This window comes from Mycobacterium colombiense, from assembly GCF_001953985.1.
GTDB classification, from domain to species: Bacteria; Actinomycetota; Actinomycetes; order Mycobacteriales; family Mycobacteriaceae; genus Mycobacterium; species Mycobacterium colombiense_B.
On sequence record NZ_MBEI01000030.1, the window covers coordinates 90,482 to 106,938 of the forward strand.

Here is a 16,457-nt window from a genome sequence, read left to right on the forward strand (position 1 = left end):
CCTTTCCGACGCTATTGGGCCGACTCGAGCCACCGCTCGGGGATCTCGGTCTGCAACGTGTCGTTGCCCGGTCCGGTGTAGCCATGCCACAACTCGGAGAGGTTGAACCGAACGATGTAGAACCATTCGGGGTGTTGGTCTGGCCCGTCCCAGGTTTCATCCTCGGCGGCGGGACTTTCGTAGGACACGACCGCGATCTCGCCCGTCGCACCGCGCACGTACTCCTGGGTGCGGGTGTAGAGCAGCACGGGCAGATCCCGCACCACGACCTTGTCGCCGACCTTGAACCTCGGCGGGCCAGCCTGTCCGGCGAACACCTGTGGGTCGCCTTTGCCGACGGCGTGGCGGTGGTGCCGGTTGCGGGTGACCGTGGCAGGGTCGCCTTCGGACTTCGGCTTGGCCTCCAAGGGTTTTCCGCGCACGCCTCCCGCATAGCGGGCCCTCACCTCGGCCATGCGTTCGGCCAGTTCGCTCAGGCCGATGTGGTGTTTTTCGGCGAGGACACGTGCGACCGCCAGCAGCCACCGCCCGTAGTAGGGGAGGCCGAGATAGATGGTGCGGCCCAGGTCGACGTTGCCCATTCGGCGCCGTTCCTCGGACAGCCAGATCCCACGCCAGCCGAGCACCTCACACATGACGTAGGTGTTGTGCTCCCAGATCTCGTACTGCTTGTTCTCGTATTCGATGGGAGCGTCCGGCTCGCCGCCGACATCGTGAGGGGTCTTGACGTAGGCGTTGAAGCGTTCGTGGTCAATGAGATCCGGCGTGGGGGCGTCGGGGAGTTCGGGGTAGGAGGACTGCAGCCGGGCTATCAGGTCGAGCTGTGCGGCTCGGTCCGACGGAGTCGTCATCCCAGCTCCATTCGTCACGGACTAGTCCAGCGCCTCCATACACTTCACTCCTCCCGCGAACATTGCGCAACCACAAAGCGAATTCGCCACTATTGCGGCCTCCGGTAATGTCACCAGGATGGAGCGGCGCGTCCTGGAAGCGGTCATTTACGAACGCGAACCGCCGATTGCGCGGATCATCCTGAACCGGGTGGACAAGGCCAACACCAAAGACGCGGTCCTGGTCGGCGAGGTCGACAGCTGCCTGCACGAGGCGGACCGCGACAAGGACATCAAGGTCGTCATTCTCAAGGCGAACGGCAAGGGATTCTGCGGCGGCCATGTGGCGCGCTGGGGCCCGGATGAAAACCCTTATCCGGATTTCGGAGACACCTTCGAGGACCTGTACAAGGGCACCGCCGATCTGTTTTTGTGGCCGACGCTGTATCTGTGGGAATTCCCCAAGCCGACCATCTCGCAAATCCATGGTTATTGCATGGGCGGCGGGATCTATCTCGGCCTGCTGACCGACTTCTGCGTCGCCTCCGAGGACGCGTATTTCCAAATGCCACTTGCCCAAAGCCTCGGCGAGCCCGGCGGGCACACAATGATCGAGCCGTGGCTGTTGATGAATTGGCACCGCACCATGGACTGGCTGCTGCTGGCGCCGACCCTGTCCGCGCAACAGGCCCTCGAGTGGGGCCTGCTCAACAGGGTGGTGCCGCGCGACCAGCTCGAGGACACCGTGGAGGAGATGGCACGCAAGATCGCCCAAATCCCGTTGACCACACTGATGGCGGTCAAAAACAACGTCAAGCGCGCGTGGGAATTGATGGGCATGCGGGTGCATCTGCAGGTCAGTCACATTCTGACGAATATGGTCGGCGCCGCGACCGACGTGCAGGCGCGGCGGGCCGAGCTGATGCAATCGGGCATGAAGCCGCGTGAATTCGTCGACAATCCGGACTCGCCGCCAGCGTGACGGCGCCCGCTTAGCGGCTCATCTCGCCGGCGAGCTTGCGTCCCGCGGCGTGGCGGGCGGCGACGTAGCCGAACACCATCGAGCTGGCGATGCTCGCACCGGCGCCGGGGTACGTCCGCCCCATCACCGTCGCGGTGGTGTTGCCGGTCGCGTACAAGCCCTCGATCACCCGATCGTGTTCGTCGAGAACCTGGGCGTGCTCGTTGGTGATCACGCCGCCGCACGTCCCGACGTCGGCGGGGAGCACCCGAGTCGCGTAGTACGGGGCGGTGTCCAGCGGGCCGATGGCGGCGTTCGGCCGATACCCGGGGTCGCCGAGGCAATCGTTGTAGGCCGACTGGCCCCGGCCGAAGTCGGGATCGAGCCCCCTGGCCGCGAATTGGTTGAACCGCTGAATCGTGGTCGCCAATTCGTCAGCGGGAAGGTCGATCTCGCGGGCCAGGTCGGAAACCGTCGCGGCCCGCTTGACCGCGCCGGACTCGATCAGCTCGGGGGGCAACGGCTGATTCCGCTTCAGCGGATTCGCGCTGGTGACGTATCGGCGCACGTAGCCCTCGTCGAAGATCATCCAGCACGGCACGGCCTTGTTCGCGTACATGGCCTTGCCGACCTCGACGTAGGAGTTGGACTCGTTGCAGAACCGCCTGCCGGTCGAGTCGACGTAGATGGCGCCGGGGCGCTGACGTCCGGACCCCAGCGACGCGGCGACGGCGCCACCGTTGGCGATGAAAACCGAAGGCAGCCACCATGCCTCGTCCAGCAGGTCGGTCTTGGCGCCCAGCCGCATCGCCGCCTCGAGCACCTCGCCGGTGTCGCCGGCGTTGGCGATCGACCACTTCCCCTCGTTGGGCTGGTTACCGCTGTATCGGCGGCGCATCTCCTTGTTGTGGCCGAAACCACCGGCGGCCAACAGGACTCCCTTACGGGCCTCGACGCTGGCCGGCCGCCCGTCGCGGACGACACGCACGCCGACCACCCGGCCATCGTCGACGACCAGGTCGGCCATCGCGGCATCGGTCCACAGTGGGGGATTCCCGTCGCTGAGATCGATCAGCGCCTTGAGCATTTGAGCGATCAGCGACGCGCCGTTGGTGAGGAGCCGGCGGCGCCGGGCCCGCGCCAGTGCGGTGCGCAGGAAGACCCGCGATGCGACGGCGAAGGCGCGCGGCGCGCGGTTGAAATACTGGACGGACCGTAATTCATTGGTCAGCACCACATATCCGTAGTTCTTGGCCAGCGGCGGCTGCACCTTGTCGCGCCACGTGCCGAGCCTCGCGGCATCGAACGGGACGCCCTCGACGGCGCGGCCGGAAGCGTTGCCGCCCTTGTGGTTCGGGTAGTAGTCGCTCCAACCCGCACACCGGATCAGTTGGACACCCTTGCGGGTGAGGAAGTTGATCATCTCGAAGCCGGCGGTGAGGAACATCTCGCGTCGCTCGGGGGAGGACGGCGCGCCGATGTCGCCGACCACGTCGGCCAGATAGGCAAGGCCGTCCTCGTGTGAGTCCGCGATGCCGTCGGCCCGCATCAACGGGTTGTTCGGCAGCCAGACGATGCCGCCCGACAGCCCCGTCGAGCCGCCCACCAGCGGCTGCTTTTCGATGACCAGCGGTTCCAGGCCGCAGTCCAGCGCGGCGAGGGCGGCGACCACCCCCCCCCCGCCGCTGCCCGCGATGACCAGGTCCGCGGAGTGGTCCCACCGAGTGGTCATGGCGCCTCCGAGCCGAAGCCGAGGTCCGCGATCGGTACATCGATGGTGGTGTTGGTCTTCTGGATGGCGGGCAGCAGGGTAGCGTACGGCAGGCCGGCCAGGAACCCGTCGATGACCCGTTCGAAGTTTGAGATCAGGCCCTCGATCTGGTCGGACAGGCGCATGAATTCAAACCCCTTGGAGTGCAACCCCTTCTGCTGCCTGGGCAGGTTGGAGAAATCCTGGGCGGGGATGGGGGGCCAGCGCGGATCGTCGGGCGCCATTGGTTCGGGGGGCGTGGGTTTGCCGGCCGAGGCGTCCGCCGGGAACCTGGTGAGAGACCAGATCTCGAACAGCGTCTCCTCGGGGCCCAGCGGACGGATGCGATACGAGGATGCGCTGCTGTAGGTCGGCAGGATGAAGTGATGCGGGAAGGCGAATCCGATCGCGTCGGTGATCCCGCGGCGGACCAGGTCGTTGAGATCGGGCATGCCGCTGCCGCGCGCGCGGTGCCAGTTGACGACGGCATCGTTGAGCGCGCTGCGCCACGCCGCCATCGCCGCGGCCGGGTCGGCCGGCAACTCGATGTTCTGCAGGCCCTCGGCGATGCGGACGTCGTTTTCGTGCGTCATGCCGCCCATGCCGTCGCCGAGCGTGCGCATGAAATACAGGCTGCTCGCGACGACGGGATGCACTGCCACGGCGGGCTCGCCGGTCTGCGCGGACGGCAGCAGCTGCGGGTGGGTCTGCGGGACGTGGTAGCCCTCCATGAACGCCGCGGTCGCCAGTTTCCAGTTCACCGGCAGCAGGCACGATTGCCACCACTCCACGCGCAGCGAGTCCACCTGCCACGCGTCGTAGATCGTCGCGAACGGCTCCATCCAGTCACGCAAAGCCGGTGCGTCGTCGTCGAGGTTGATCCACGCGCAACCACCCCAGAGCTCGCAGCGCACGGACACCAGCCGCAGGTCGTCGTCGGCCATGTTCTCTGCGGCGAACGCCTCGGGCCGCAGGACGAACGTGTTGCGGCCGTCGATGCCCCAGCACCAGCCGTGAAACGGGCACACGAAGGTGCGCCGATTCCCGTTGCCCTCCACCAGCTTCACGCCGCGATGGCGGCACGCGTTGTGGTAGGCGCGCACGGTGTGGCCGTCCACCCGGACCACGATGATCGACTCGTCGAGGATTTCGTATTCGACGAAATCGCCGGGCTTGGGGATCTCCTCTAGCCGGCACGCCATCTGCCATACCCGCGGCCAGAACATCTCCGCTTCCAGCGCATAGAACTCCGGGTCGTAGTAGCGCTGCTTGGGGATCCGATCGGCGGTCTGGACCGCCCACGGCACCGGCAGCGGCGTCCAATTCGCCCCCGTCCGGCGCGGGCTCTGTGCGCTGGAGATCTCGTTGCCCATTCCTACAGCCATCTCGTCATCCCTTGTGTCACATCACAAGATCCGCGATTCCCGTTCCTGCCAGTAACGGTCGCGGATGCGTCTCTTGTACAGCTTTCCATTCGGGTCGCGAGGCAGGGTGCCGAATTCGACGGTGCGCGGGCACTTGTACCCGGCCAGGTGAGCCCGGCAGTATTCGACGAGTTCGGCCGCGAGCTCGGGTCCGGGCACCACGCCGTCCGCCGGCTGCACGACGGCCTTGACCTCTTCGCCGAATTCGTCGTTGGGCACCCCGAATACCGCCGCGTCGACCAGCTTCGGGTGCATGACGAGCAGATTTTCCGCCTCTTGCGGGTAGATGTTGACGCCACCGGAGACGATCATGAACGTGGACCGGTCGGTGAGATACAGGAAGCCGTCCCGGTCGACATAGCCCATGTCCCCGAGCGATCGCCATCCGCGGTCGTTGTATACCGATGCGGTCTTGGCGGGATCCTTGAAGTATTCGAAGTCGGGCCCGCCTTCGAAATACAGCTCGCCGGATTCGCCGATGGGCAGTTCGTGCCCATCCTCGCCGAGCACGTGCACCGGGGCCGTCGGAATCCCCACCGAACCGGGATGCGCGAGCCAATCCTGCGGACCGATCGTGGTCCCCGCGAATCCCTCGGTGCCACCGTAATATTCGTGAATGATGGGTCCGAACCACTCCATCATCCGGTGTTTGACATCGACCGGGCAGGGCGCCGCCGCGTGAATGACGCACCGCAGGCTCGACACGTCATAGCGTTCCCGGATAGCCGCGGGCAGCTTGAGCATGCGCACGAACATCGTCGGCACGAACTGCGCGTGGGTGACCCGGTGGGTCTCGATCAGACGCAACACCGTTTCGGCGTCGAACTTGCGCATCAGGATCGACGCGGCGCCCACCCGGTTGGCCGCCATGGTGTAGTTCACGCCTGCCGCGTGATACAGCGGCGCGGGGGACAGGTACACACTCGACGGGCCCATCCCGTACTTGTGGATGAGCGCCATCTCGAGCACCGACTGCGCCCAGGATCCGTTGCCGTCGACCGGAAGCGGCCGTCGCACCGCCTTGGGCCGTCCGGTGGTGCCGGACGAATAGAGCATCTCCGACCCGTCCGATGCCGGTGGGGCGTCGCCCGCCGCCGCCAACGCGTCCTCGTAGCACCGCCAGCCCGGCAGGGGTCCGCCGACCGCGATGTGGGCGATCACCGCGGCGTTGGACTCGCGGATGTGCGCGGCCAATTCGGGCATGGAGGCATCGACGAAGACCGCCTTGGCGTCCGAATCGTCGATGACGTAGGCGACCTCGTCGGGCAGGAAATGGGTGTTGACCGGAGTGTAGTAGAGGCCGGAAAGCTGAGCGCCCCAGGTGATTTCGAAGAACTCCGGCCGGTTCGGCAGGACCAGGGCCACGCCGTCGCCGGCGCGCAGGCCCACCTGGTGCAGTGCCGCGGCCACCCGCCGGCAGCGGGCGTGCAGTTCGCCGAACGAGATCGCGCCGGCGTCGGTCACCAGTGCCGGCGCCTGTGGGGCTGCGATCGCGTGATCGGCGATGTTCACCGGTGGGCCTATGTTGCTGTGGCGCCGTCGGTCTGGGCGGCGGCCGCGGCCTGGCGGCGGGCGTGCTCGGACGGTAGCACCTTGTCCTTGAACACGGTCTGAATCAGCTGCTGCACATCCTTGCTGATCGAGGCGAGCGCGACGAGATCGTTGGAGCTCTGCCAGTGCACCCGCATGCCCATCAGCTCCCAGGCGCGTTTGAGGTTGGCCTTGGTGAGCATCAGTGTCGTCAACGGTGCCTGGGCGATGTGGCGGGCGATCGCGTCGACCCGATCGTCGAGTTGGTCTCGCGGGACGACCTCGTTGACGAGGCCGACCTCCAGCGCCCTCTTGGCGTCGATCACCTCCGCGGTGAAGAGGTAGTAGGCGGCGCGGCGCCAGTTCATGAAAACCCAAGGCTCGATGGAACATTCGCCCGACGGCATGCCGAATCCCTGCAGCGGCGGGTAGGAGAAGTAGGCGTCCTCGGCGGCGATGACGATGTCGGTGGTCAGGCCCATGTGCGTGCCACCGCCCACGCAGTAGCCGTGCACCTGCGCGATGGTCGGTTTGGAGAACTCCCACAGGTTCAGGGTGGGCTTGACGAAGAGGTCCGACTGCGCCTTCCACGGGTGGCCCGTCACCATGGCGTTCTCCACGAACGACGGGTAATCGACGGCATTGTTGCCGATCGCGTGGCCCGAGCAGAAGCCCTTGCCGTTGGCCTTGAGTACCAGCACCTTGATGTCGTAGTCGCGGTCGGCGTCCAGCAGCGCGGCGTCGACCTCCTCGGCCAGCTTCTGGTCCTGGGCGTTGGCCTTCTCCGGCCAGTTCAGGGTGATGCGGGCGATCGGGCCGTCTTTTTGGTAGATGATTCTCTCGCGGGTCTCGTTGAGATCCATAGGCTTACCTTCCTCGTTAGGGCGTGATGACGCCGATTTCGGCGCCGATGTCGTAGGTGGTCCCGACCTGGCCCGTCCAGCGCACGGTGCCGGATGCTCCCGCTTCGATCTCCTGTTCCACTTTCTCGGTGGCGATCACGTAGATGGGGGTGCCGGCATCGACGTGCTCGCCCGCGCCGACCAGCAGGCCGGTGAGTTCGGCCTCGGACACCGCCACGGAGACCCGCGGGATACGAATGATGAAGTCAGCCATGCACCTTCGCCTTTTCCAGGGTGCGCTGGGCCGCTGCCACGATGCGCGCCGGCGACGGATACACCTGTGCCTCGAGCGCCGCCGCGGCCGGGTTGGGCACGAACCGCGCGGCGACCCGCTCGACCGGCGCGGCGAGTTCGCCGAACAACTCGGTTGACAGCGTCGCGGCGATTTCGGCTCCCGGGCCGCCGAATTGGACCGCGTCGTGCACGATGACGGCCCGGCGCGTGCGCCGGACGGATTCGACGATGGTCTCGACATCGAGAGGCACCAGGGTGCGCAGGTCGACGACCTCGGCGCTGACACCCTGATCGGCCAGCGTGACCGCGGCGGCGAGCGCGTCGTGCACGCAGCGTCCGTAGCCGATCAGGCTCACGTCGGTGCCGGGCCGCTTGATCTCGGCCCGGCCCAGCGGAATCGAGAAGCCGGGGTCGACGGGGACGGGGCCCTTCTTGCTCTGCAACCGGATGGTCTCGATGAACAGGCACGGGTCGGGGTCGAAGATCGCCGACGTCAGCAGCCCCTTACCGTCGCGTGGGGTGGACGGGACGATCACCTTGATCCCGGGGATGTGCATGAACCACGCCTCCAGGCTCTGCGAATGCGTCGCGCCCGTGGCCAGGCCGGCGTACACCTGGGTGCGAACGGTGATGGGTGCCGACGTGCGTCCGGCGGTCATGAACCGCAGCTTGGCGGCGTTGTTGATCAGCTGATCGGCGGCGATGCCGATGAAATCCATGATCATGATCTCGGCCACGGGCAGCAGGCCGTCGATGGCGGCCCCGATGGCCGCACCCAGGATCGCGGCCTCCGAAATCGGGGTGTCCAGGACGCGGTCGTGGCCGTACTTCGTCGACAGCCCGGCGGTCGGACCGGATGCGCCGGGATCGGCGATGTCCTCACCGAGCAGGAACACCCGATCGTCGGCCGCGAGCGCCTGATCCAGCGCGAGGTTCAGCGCCTCGCGCATCGTCATCTCTTTGTCGTTCATGCCCTCACACCGGAAACTTGATCGGGGTTGCGTACACGTCACGGTCGAGCTCGTCGGCCGTCGGGGAGTCCGCGCTCATCACCGCCAGCAGCGCGGATTCCACCGTTGCCAGCGCCTCGTCGTCGATCCGGGCGAGTTCCTCTTCGCCGCACACGCCGGTGTCCGCGAGGTGCCGGCGGAAGCGCGGCACCGGGTCGGCGGCCATCGCCGCGTCGAGTTGTTCGGCGGGTATATAGGGCATCCGGTCGCCGAAATAGTGGCCGCGGAAGCGGAATGTCACGCATTCGATGAAGGTGGGGCCGGCGCCGCCGCGGGCCCGCCGCAACGCCGCCTCGAGTTCGGTTTTCACCGCGAGCGGGTCGTTGCCATCCACGCGCACACCCGGTATCCCGTATCCGGCGGCCCGATCGGCCACCCGCTCGAGTTTCATCGTGTCGCCGGTCGGTGTCATCTCGGCGTACAGGTTGTTCTGGCAGACGAACACCATCGGCAGATCCCAGAGCGCGGCCATGTTGGCCGCCTCGTGGAAGGAACCGGTGTTGGTGGCACCGTCACCGAAGCTCACGACGGTGACCCGATCGAGCCCCTTGCGCTTGGCGGCCATCGCCAGCCCCACGGCCACCGGCGGTCCGGCCCCGACGATGCCGGTCGAAAGCATCACGCCGACCTCGGGTTTGGCGATGTGCATGGTGCCGCCCTTGCCCCGGCTGGCGCCGACGGTCCGGCCCATCATCTCGCCGTAGATCTCCTCGAGCGGCACGCCCTTGCCGATGAGGTCGTGCAGGCCGCGGTAGGTGGTGACCAGCTGATCGTCGGGCCGCAGCGCCACACCCATCGCGGCGGCGATCGCCTCCTGGCCGCGCGACGGCCAATACACGCACATGAACTCCCCGGTGCCGATGCCCTTGGACAACCGGTCGTCGGCCGCCTTCATCAGCACCATGAGCGCGTAGAGGCGCCGTTGGACGGAGCGGTCGTCGGTCATCGCGTAGTCCCGTTGCGGTGCAGCCCGTTTGGTGCCATCGCGGTCATGCGCCCGACCATGGCTTGACCTTGAGGAAACCGCCGCCGTCCACGCGGAGTTGCTGGCCGGTGATATAGCGGGCGGCGTCGGAGGCGAGGAACAGCACCGCCTCACTGATGTCCTCGGGCTCGACGTAGGGGATCGGCATCGCCTGGACGAACGGGAAGATGGGTTCGGCGTCCTCGCGAGTCGGTTCCTTCAGGTCGGGCCGGAAGGCGCGGTACATCGGCGGGCTGTGCAACATGTCGGTGTTGACGTTCGTGGGGTGCACCGCGTTCATCCGGATGGAGAACGGGGCGAGCGCCAGCGCGAAGTCGTTGACATAATGTGCGGCAGCCAATTTCGCGAAGGCATAGCCCGCCCCGCCGGGGCCCCCGTCGATGCCCGTGGTGTTCATCGACGACATGAACGCCGCGTTGGAGCCGATGACGACGATCGATGCGCCGGATTCCAGGTGTTTGAGGCTGGCGTGGACGAGGTTGAGCACGCCCACCAGATCCACGTCCACCGCGTCGGCGAATGCCTTTGGCGGCAGGCCCGCGGTCAGAGGGCAGATGCCGGCGTTGGCCACAACGACGTCGAGGTGCCCGAATTCGGCGACGCCCTCGTCGATGGCCGCGGACAGGGCGACGCGGTCGCGGACGTCGGCGATCGCGGTGTGGGCGCGCTGGCCCTCCTTCTCCACCAGCCGCGCCGTTTCGTCCAGGTCCTCGGGGCGGGCCAGGGGATATTCATTGGTGTCGATGTCCGCGCAGAGGTCCACGGCGATGATGTCGGCACCCTCGGCGGCCAGCATCCGCGCATGTGAACGGCCTTGACCGCGCGCGGCGCCACTGATTACGGCAACCTTGCCCGTCACTCTGCCCATCGCCCGTCCTTCGTCCGTGTCTACATCACGACCCGCATTGGGACCCAACGCCATTCGTTGTCACGACTGATATCGCGGCGGACCTGAATCCACTTCTCGTCCGTCGGCGTCGCATCGCGGCACGCGGTCACCGCGGCGGGCGTCGGAATGCGACCTCCGGTCGGCTCCATCGCATCACTTCCACGAAAACCTGCGCTGACCTGCAGATGGGCTATCACTAAGCCCAAGACTAACTAGAATATCTAAAATAGCAAGGAATGGTCACGGCGAGGGGGTTGGCGATGTCGGACGTGCACGGGGAAGTCCTTCGAGGTGTGCGGGTTGTCGAGTTGGCGTCGTGGACTTATGTGCCCTCCGCCGGTGCCGCCCTGTCGGACTGGGGCGCCGACGTCATCAAGGTGGAAGGCGTCGCTACCGGAGATCCCGGCCGCGCGCTGGTCGTCGGCGGGTTCACCCGGCAGGCGGCCCGCCCGGACGCCGACTTCATCCTGGAGCTGGGCAACCGCGGCAAGCGCAGCATCGCCGTCGACATCAAGTCGGAGACGGGGCGCGAGCTGTTCGGCCGGCTGCTGGCCAGTGCCGATGTGTTCTTGACCAATTGGCTGCCCGGCGCACTCGAGCGGGCCCGGCTGACCGTCGACGATATCCGCGCGTTCAACCCGAAGATCATCATCGCCCGCGGCACCGGGCTGGGGGTCCGCGGTCCCGACCGCGATCGCGGCGGATTCGATGCGGCGACGTATCTGGCGCGCGGCGGGGTCGCCTACACGCTCACCCCGTTCGGCAGCGAGACGCCCGCGGTCCAGGGGCCCGGCTTCGGCGACCTGCAGGGCGGGGCGACGCTTGCCGGCGGCGTGTGCGCCGCGCTGTTTCACCGGGAACGCACCGGCGAACCGACGATCGTCGACTCTTCGCTGCTGGCGCAGGCGATGTGGTCGATAGCGCCGTCGATTTGTGCGGCCGACTTCTTCGATATCGACGGCATCCCGGGCGCACCGCCGGGCCTGGCCATCAATCCGCTCGTCAACCGCTACAAGACCAAAGACGGCAGGTGGATCCAGCTGGTGTTCTTACAGCCCGACAAGTTCTGGGTGGGCTTCTGCGCGCGCATGGGTCTGCCGGAACTGGCCGACGACCAGCGATTCGTCCCGTCCAGCAACCTGATCGCCAATGCGGCGGCGGCCACCGAGTTGCTGGCGAACACCTTTGCCCGTCACGACCTTGCGCACTGGCAGGCGGTGCTCGAGGACGAACCGGGCGTGTGGGGTGCGCTCGCGACGCCACGGGAAACCCTCAACGACCCGCAAGTCGAACCCAATGGATATGTGATCACCAATGTCGACGATCACGGTGAGAAGTACCGAATCGTCGCCGCACCAGTCCAATTCGATGAGACGCCGCCATCTCCCGCCCGCGCCCCGGAGCACGGGCAACACACCGAAGAGATCCTGCTGGAACTGGACGTCGACTGGGACGACATCGCTAAGGCGAAGGAGGCCAAGGCGATTCTGTAGCGAGCCCGGACGGACGCGGTCAGCAATTGATCGCGCTGTTCCGCAGGCCTGTTTCGCTACCACGTGACGCGAATTTTGTTGATGAGCGGCCGATTCCGAAACGATCACAGCCGCATATCAATGTCAATGATGGACTGGCACATCGCCACGCTTCCGCAAATCATTGCACAGGGCGCCTTTTGGGGATTGCGGCCGCGACGAAGCGCACGGATTCCTGCCGCTACGCGAGTAGTGGTTTCGCGACGGCGCAGCAGGAGGTATCAACAGCATGACGACGAACTGGGTCCCCGCCCAAACATCGTGCGGCCCGAACTCCGGTCGCATTCTCGACACCGCGCGGGGCATTCTCATCGGCCTTCGCCGGTGTCCTTCCGACGCCGCTTTGGACGAATTGCACAGCGCGGCAATCCGGCACAAAGTACCGGTATTCGCCATGGCGTGGGCGCTCGTCCACTTGGCGGGCGACGGCGAGAAGACTCCCAGCTTTGTCGACGCGCAGTCCGCGGCCCGCCACGAGTGGGGGCCGCTGTTCGAATCCGCCGCTCTGACCGGTTGAGCGCGCGCCAAGACGTTGGGGCGGCCGAGCTTTCGAGGGGTAACCCGGCCGCCTCCAACTACAACAACATCGACAGCAACATCGACCCGAAAGCGCGTTGGGGAAGTGGCGCTTTCGGGCTTCGGCTGCACTGGCCGACGCGGGGACGGGGTGTCCGGCGCTGGCGAAGAGCCCGCGCGGTGACCCTACCGGCGCCCGAAATCGACTACGGGATCAGGCTGTTCCGCTGAGGACCGAATAGCGGCAGGCTATTTCGCTGGCGGCAGCTGCCGCGGGCCGTCCGGCGGATCCAATTCGGGCGGCCCGTCCCGCTTCGTCAGCGCACGCCGACGGCCGTCTTCCGCGGATTCGACCGACAAGCGGTTTGCATCGTCCGCAGCCCGTCGCGGCAAGGACGAGTGGGAATGGCGACCGGTTACCCGCCGGTGCGCTCGGCTGCCGGGTTCTTGCCGCGACGAGGTGACGAACTCCGTTCGTGGCGAGGGGGTTTCGGTGCCCGTGGGCTGACCGGACAGCTCGGTGTCCGAGGCCTCGGAGTTGACCGTCACCTTGCGGCTGCGCTTGAGGGTGAACGTGATCTCTTCGGTCTCTTCGAGGACGCCTTCGAACACCTGGCGTGCGCTACGCAGTGGCTGGGTGGTTGTGTCGATCACCTTGGCCACGAACGGCGGCACCAGCGGGCGAATCCAACGGGCCGCCGCCTTGGTGGCGTCCGGAATCGACGGGATCAGCGGGGCATTCCGTTCTTCATGAGCCTCGACCTCGCCGCCCGGCGGCAGGGGAGCGGGCAGGTTGACGTCGGGCGTCTGGGCATCACCCAGGTCGGCGGCCGGCTCCGGCGCGGGCAGCTCGGTGAGGGCCCGGCTGGCCGCCTCGGCCTCGGCCGCGATCGGCAGATACACGTCGTCGGCGGCCGGCTGGAAGGCCCGCTGCGACGGCGCGTGCGCCGGAGCATCCAGGGCTTCGGAAACCCGGCGGCGTTGCTGCTCGCGGTCGATTTCCGTCTGCGCCTCGATGGCGAGCCGTGCCTGCGTGAGTTGGTGCTCGGCCCAGAGGATTTCGGCCTCGCGGCGCACCTCGGCCCGCTTGACCGCGATGGCGGTGTCCGCGTCGAGTTCGGCGCGTTCGCGCTCGGCGCGCGAGGTGGCGCGGCGATCGTGGGTTGTCTCGCCGCGCCACAATCCCAGGATCAGGGGCGTCAGGTAGAGCAGCGCGCATAGCGCGACCGTCAGCACCCGCAGGCTCATGGCGCCCGCATCGGCAAGATCATTCATCGCGATCCAGCGCGCGCCCAGGCCCCGGCCGGCATCCGCCACGACGGCTTCCCGCGCGGCGCGCAGCGTCGCCTCCTGCCGCGAAATCGTGGTGTCCAGGTCCGGTGCGCGACTGTCCCGAACCGCCAGCGCGGTGTCCAGTTCGTGCTGGGCATCGGTGAGAAGGTCGTTGGCCGTGCGTGTTTCGGGTCCGGCCCCGGGAACCCCGGTGATCCGGGTCTGCGGGCAGCCGGGCGTCGGGTGGTATTCGCAGCGGGCGACGACCAAGGCCTTGTCCTGCCGGTCCCGGGCCTGCGCGACGGCGGAGTCGAGCGCGAAGCGGGCATCCCTGGACTGCTGTAGCGACGCCGCTGCCTGCGCCACAGCGGGGGCAGATTCGGCGTTGCGCAACGCCCGTTCGTCGAGCCGATGGTCGATGGAGCCGGACAGAATGACCAGTGCCGCGAGCTCACCAACCACGACGCCCACCGCGGCCGCCACCGCGGCGCGTCCGACCACGCCGGGGCGGCTGCGGTCCGGCCCCGGGATCGTGCCGCGGGTGATGGCGCCCACCAGCATGCCGAAGACGAGGGTGAACGGAACGACGGCCGGCAGCGGCCAGCGGGCAGACCCGCAGATCGCCAAGGTCGCGACAAGCCAGGCCAGCACCGCGCCCAACAACGCGACCGCGCCGGCGACGGCGTGGGTGGACCGTTCGTGACGCTCACCCAGTTCGCGCCGGTGTCCGCCGCCGAGCCAGATGAGCACCCCCGACATCCGTCCCGCGCGCTGCTCAGTTACTTCCTGGGGCATGAGACTACAAACACCTCCACTATCAAGCCTTGCAGGCCACCGCCCGACACATCGAATTGAAGCGCCCGGCCTGTGGCGCGCTTCACAAAACCCGTCCGATCGACGCAGATCGCCCGCCGGGCACCGGATCGGGTTTGCTCGTTCGACGAGAGGGATCTGGCGCGGAATCGTGCGACGCGAGCAGATCAGCGACCGTTCCGGCAGGCGACATGAGACGGTATAAGCCTATGACGAATCACGATTATGTCACCTACGAAGAGTTTGGTCGCAGGTTCTTCGAGGTCGCTGTCACCCCCGAGCGGGTCGCTGCCGCGTTTGCCGACATCGCCGGCAGCGAGTTCGCCATGGAGCCGATAGCGCAGGGGCCGGGCGGCATCGCCAAAGTCAGTGCCAACGTCAAGATTCAGGACCCGCGGGTCACTCGCCGGCTCGGCGACAGCATCACCTTCGTCATCCACATTCCGCTTTCGATCGACCTGCTGGTCGACCTGTGGCTCGACAAGCAGCGATTTGTGGTCTCCGGGGACATCCAATTGCGCGCGACGGCGCGCGCGGCCGAACCGCTGTTGCTGATCGTCGACGTCGCCAAGCCGCGGCCCTCCGACATCACCGTCAACGTCTCGTCGAAGTCGATCCGCGGCGAGGTGCTGCGGATCCTGGCCGGCGTCGACGGTGAGATCCGGCGGTTCATCGCGCAGTATGTCGCCACCGAGATCGACGCGCCCCAGTCGCAGGCGGCACAGATCATCGACGTGGCTCAGCAGCTGGAGCAGGCCTGGCCCTAGTGGCGATCGCGAGCGCGGCGTGCCGGGCGAAGCGGGTCGCCACCATCCCGGCTAGTGGCGATCGCGAGCGCGGCGTACCGGGCGAAGCGGGTCGCCACCTTCCCGCTCGAGCGCCTCGGGCCCAGGAATACGCGCGACGGTGTCGGGGTACCCAACCAGGGTTGTGTGTTTGTCGCCGGCACGTGCGGCGACGTCGTTTCTGATCCGCCACGGGAGGGAAGACTTTGGCTCGCGTAGATGTCTCGGTGTCATCGCAGGTAGAACCGGAGGCGGCGTGGAAGCTGGCGTCCGACCTGGATCGATTCGACGAGTGGATGACTATTTTCGCGGGGTGGCGGGGGCCGGTGCCCGACACGATCGAGAAGGGCACCTGTGTCTCGTCGTGCGTCAAGGTCAAAGGCTTCCGCAACGTCATCCACTGGGAGGTCACCCGATACGACGAGCCGAAAGCGATTGAGCTGCAGGGCCGCGGACGCGGCGGCATCCGCCTCACGGTGGCGATGACAGTCACCGATTGTCACCCCGGGTCGACGTTCCACCTCACCGCCGATCTCGGCGGTGGCGTGCTCAGCGGGCCGGTCGGGGGACTGGTCGCCCGCGTGCTGCGCTCCGACGTGCAAAAGTCCGTGAACAACCTCGCGGCCCTGCGGTAACCGGCCTACCGCGCCGCTACCGGGCCGTCGGGTGCCTGATCACCCACTGCCGCTCCGCGTCGCGAATTCGCCTGCGGTCCATCGCAAGCCAGGACAGGCCGGCCCCGAACGCGAGCATCGAGATGATGGCCGCGGCGACACCGGCGCCGGCCTCACCCAGCGCGAAATTCACCACGCATACCGCGAACGCCAGCGCGGCCGCAGCGACCACGACGAGCCCGGGTGTTTGCGCCGCGGCAGGCGCCGACCCGTGCGCGTACCGGTCAGTGGTCCGATCGTGGTCGACAGGATGGTGCCTCATGGCGTCTCCTCTGCTGTCACATCCGTTTCGGCCGATGGGTTGGTGCTACCCGAATGGCCGTTCGGACAAACGACTTGGCGGAGGTGAC

General features: G+C 67.1%; 16 protein-coding genes. 5 read left to right on the top strand and 11 right to left on the bottom strand.

The features are described 5' to 3' along the window. Positions 1-11: 11 nt before the first annotated feature. A complete protein-coding gene (locus A5732_RS05895; RefSeq protein ID WP_076101399.1) occupies positions 12-851 on the bottom strand; it encodes a nitrile hydratase subunit beta in 840 nt (279 codons plus the stop codon). 118 nt (positions 852-969) lie between these two features. Between A5732_RS05895 and A5732_RS05900 the strand changes: the two genes are divergently transcribed. Beyond that, positions 970-1,812 (top strand): enoyl-CoA hydratase-related protein, encoded by an 843-nt coding sequence (locus A5732_RS05900; RefSeq protein ID WP_076101401.1) that lies wholly within the window; start codon positions 970-972, stop codon positions 1,810-1,812. Positions 1,813-1,822: 10 nt separating this feature from the next. Here the strand turns inward: A5732_RS05900 and A5732_RS05905 are convergent, their stop codons facing one another. From A5732_RS05905 to A5732_RS05940, 8 genes are read right to left on the bottom strand one after another with little or no spacing between them, the layout of a single operon-like run. Continuing rightward, positions 1,823-3,523, bottom strand: coding sequence for an FAD-binding protein (locus A5732_RS05905; RefSeq protein ID WP_076101403.1), 1,701 nt, complete (start codon positions 3,521-3,523; stop codon positions 1,823-1,825). Further along, on the bottom strand, positions 3,520-4,926 hold the full coding sequence (locus A5732_RS05910; RefSeq protein WP_436971812.1) for an aromatic ring-hydroxylating oxygenase subunit alpha: 1,407 nt from the start codon (positions 4,924-4,926) through the stop codon (positions 3,520-3,522). Before A5732_RS05910 ends, A5732_RS05905 begins: the two co-directional genes overlap by 4 nt. Before the next feature lie 21 nt (positions 4,927-4,947). Then, on the bottom strand, positions 4,948-6,477 hold the full coding sequence (locus tag A5732_RS05915; protein ID WP_076101407.1) for an acyl-CoA synthetase: 1,530 nt from the start codon (positions 6,475-6,477) through the stop codon (positions 4,948-4,950). An 8-nt stretch (positions 6,478-6,485) separates the two neighbouring features. Then, positions 6,486-7,358: an enoyl-CoA hydratase-related protein gene (locus A5732_RS05920; protein ID WP_076055448.1), complete on the bottom strand. Its 873-nt coding sequence runs from the start codon at positions 7,356-7,358 to the stop codon at positions 6,486-6,488. A gap of 16 nt (positions 7,359-7,374) precedes the next feature. Continuing rightward, entirely contained in the window at positions 7,375-7,611 is a 237-nt protein-coding gene (locus A5732_RS05925) for a lipoyl domain-containing protein (RefSeq protein ID WP_076101409.1), read from the bottom strand. Next, on the bottom strand, positions 7,604-8,602 hold the full coding sequence (locus A5732_RS05930) for an alpha-ketoacid dehydrogenase subunit beta (protein ID WP_076101411.1): 999 nt from the start codon (positions 8,600-8,602) through the stop codon (positions 7,604-7,606). Before A5732_RS05930 ends, A5732_RS05925 begins: the two co-directional genes overlap by 8 nt. A gap of 4 nt (positions 8,603-8,606) precedes the next feature. Continuing rightward, on the bottom strand, positions 8,607-9,587 hold the full coding sequence (locus A5732_RS05935; RefSeq protein ID WP_076101413.1) for a thiamine pyrophosphate-dependent dehydrogenase E1 component subunit alpha: 981 nt from the start codon (positions 9,585-9,587) through the stop codon (positions 8,607-8,609). Between the two features lie 43 nt (positions 9,588-9,630). Continuing rightward, on the bottom strand, positions 9,631-10,494 hold the full coding sequence (locus A5732_RS05940) for a mycofactocin-coupled SDR family oxidoreductase (protein ID WP_076101415.1): 864 nt from the start codon (positions 10,492-10,494) through the stop codon (positions 9,631-9,633). A gap of 257 nt (positions 10,495-10,751) precedes the next feature. On the opposite strand from A5732_RS05940, the gene A5732_RS05945 reads away from it, so the two are divergent. Both A5732_RS05945 and A5732_RS05950 read left to right on the top strand, forming a co-directional pair. Next, the gene (locus A5732_RS05945; RefSeq protein ID WP_372236964.1) at positions 10,752-12,008 is read left to right on the top strand and encodes a CaiB/BaiF CoA transferase family protein; all 1,257 of its coding nucleotides are present in this window, start codon (positions 10,752-10,754) and stop codon (positions 12,006-12,008) included. Positions 12,009-12,276: 268 nt separating this feature from the next. Further along, positions 12,277-12,564 (top strand): ANTAR domain-containing protein, encoded by a 288-nt coding sequence (locus A5732_RS05950; protein WP_076055440.1) that lies wholly within the window; start codon positions 12,277-12,279, stop codon positions 12,562-12,564. Positions 12,565-12,812: 248 nt separating this feature from the next. Here A5732_RS05950 and A5732_RS05955 read toward each other — a convergent pair whose 3' ends face one another. After that, positions 12,813-14,630, bottom strand: a complete 1,818-nt coding sequence (locus A5732_RS05955; protein ID WP_076101419.1) for a DUF4407 domain-containing protein — start codon at positions 14,628-14,630, stop codon at positions 12,813-12,815. Positions 14,631-14,857: 227 nt separating this feature from the next. Here A5732_RS05955 and A5732_RS05960 point away from each other — a divergent pair, with 227 nt between their 5' ends. Together A5732_RS05960 and A5732_RS05965 are read left to right on the top strand one after the other, a co-directional pair. Continuing rightward, positions 14,858-15,415, top strand: coding sequence for a hypothetical protein (locus A5732_RS05960; RefSeq protein ID WP_076055436.1), 558 nt, complete (start codon positions 14,858-14,860; stop codon positions 15,413-15,415). Positions 15,416-15,639: 224 nt separating this feature from the next. Then, complete coding sequence (locus A5732_RS05965) at positions 15,640-16,068, top strand: type II toxin-antitoxin system Rv0910 family toxin (RefSeq protein ID WP_064950009.1); 429 nt, start codon at positions 15,640-15,642, stop codon at positions 16,066-16,068. Positions 16,069-16,084: 16 nt separating this feature from the next. Here the strand turns inward: A5732_RS05965 and A5732_RS05970 are convergent, their stop codons facing one another. Further along, a complete protein-coding gene (locus A5732_RS05970; protein ID WP_076101421.1) occupies positions 16,085-16,369 on the bottom strand; it encodes a hypothetical protein in 285 nt (94 codons plus the stop codon). Between the last annotated feature and the right edge of the window lie 88 nt (positions 16,370-16,457).